1 rRNA gene is annotated in these 1693 nt (G+C 55.2%); it reads left to right on the top strand.

Annotation, left to right across the window (positions count from 1 at the left end):
• Positions 1 to 69: 69 nt before the first annotated feature.
• Positions 70 to 1577, top strand: a 16S ribosomal RNA gene (locus V6D40_RS10845).
• Positions 1578 to 1693 lie beyond the last annotated feature (116 nt).

A 1693-nucleotide genomic window follows, 5' to 3' on the forward strand; every position in this document is an offset into this window, starting at 1 on the left:
TTTTGTTGGGTGGTTTTGTTTTGGTTGGGTTTGGGCTTTTCACGGCTCGGTTTCTTTTACTGAAATGTTTTTGTGGAGAGTTTGATCCTGGCTCAGGATGAACGCTGGCGGCGTGCTTAACACATGCAAGTCGAACGGAAAGGCCAGTGCTTGCACTGGTACTCGAGTGGCGAACGGGTGAGTAACACGTGGGTGATCTGCCCTGCACTTCGGGATAAGCTTGGGAAACTGGGTCTAATACCGGATAGGACCACTTCGTTGTTGTTGTGGTGGAAAGTTTTTTCGGTGTGGGATGAGCTCGCGGCCTATCAGCTTGTTGGTGGGGTAATGGCCTACCAAGGCGTCGACGGGTAGCCGGCCTGAGAGGGTGTACGGCCACATTGGGACTGAGATACGGCCCAGACTCCTACGGGAGGCAGCAGTGGGGAATATTGCACAATGGGCGGAAGCCTGATGCAGCGACGCCGCGTGGGGGATGACGGCCTTCGGGTTGTAAACTCCTTTCGCCAAAGACGAATTTTGACGGTATTTGGAGAAGAAGCACCGGCTAACTACGTGCCAGCAGCCGCGGTAATACGTAGGGTGCGAGCGTTGTCCGGAATTACTGGGCGTAAAGAGCTCGTAGGTGGTTTGTCGCGTCGTTTGTGTAAGCCCATGGCTTAACTGTGGGACTGCAGGCGATACGGGCATAACTTGAGTGCTGTAGGGGAGACTGGAATTCCTGGTGTAGCGGTGAAATGCGCAGATATCAGGAGGAACACCGATGGCGAAGGCAGGTCTCTGGGCAGTTACTGACGCTGAGGAGCGAAAGCATGGGGAGCGAACAGGATTAGATACCCTGGTAGTCCATGCCGTAAACGGTGGGCGCTAGGTGTGAGTCCCTTCCACGGGGTTCGTGCCGTAGCTAACGCATTAAGCGCCCCGCCTGGGGAGTACGGCCGCAAGGCTAAAACTCAAAGGAATTGACGGGGGCCCGCACAAGCGGCGGAGCATGTGGATTAATTCGATGCAACGCGAAGAACCTTACCTGGGCTTGACATACACCGGATCGCTGCAGAGATGTAGTTTCCCTTGTGGCTGGTGTACAGGTGGTGCATGGTTGTCGTCAGCTCGTGTCGTGAGATGTTGGGTTAAGTCCCGCAACGAGCGCAACCCTTGTCTTATGTTGCCAGCATTTGGTTGGGGACTCATGAGAGACTGCCGGGGTTAACTCGGAGGAAGGTGGGGATGACGTCAAATCATCATGCCCCTTATGTCCAGGGCTTCACACATGCTACAATGGTCGGTACAACGCGCAGCGAGCCTGTGAGGGTGAGCGAATCGCTGAAAGCCGGTCGTAGTTCGGATTGGGGTCTGCAACTCGACCCCATGAAGTCGGAGTCGCTAGTAATCGCAGATCAGCAACGCTGCGGTGAATACGTTCCCGGGCCTTGTACACACCGCCCGTCACGTCATGAAAGTTGGTAACACCCGAAGCCAGTGGCCTGTTTGGGGAGCTGTCGAAGGTGGGATCGGCGATTGGGACGAAGTCGTAACAAGGTAGCCGTACCGGAAGGTGCGGCTGGATCACCTCCTTTCTAAGGAGCTTTTTTTCAAAAAAGTCCTCACGGTTGTGGGGCGAGTGTGGTTGAGGTGCCGAGTGTGTACCTGCCATGTTGATTGTTTCCGGGTGGACACATGCTGCACGTGCATA

This window comes from Corynebacterium sp. Marseille-Q4381, assembly GCF_036881695.1.
Lineage (GTDB): Bacteria > Actinomycetota > Actinomycetes > Mycobacteriales > Mycobacteriaceae > Corynebacterium.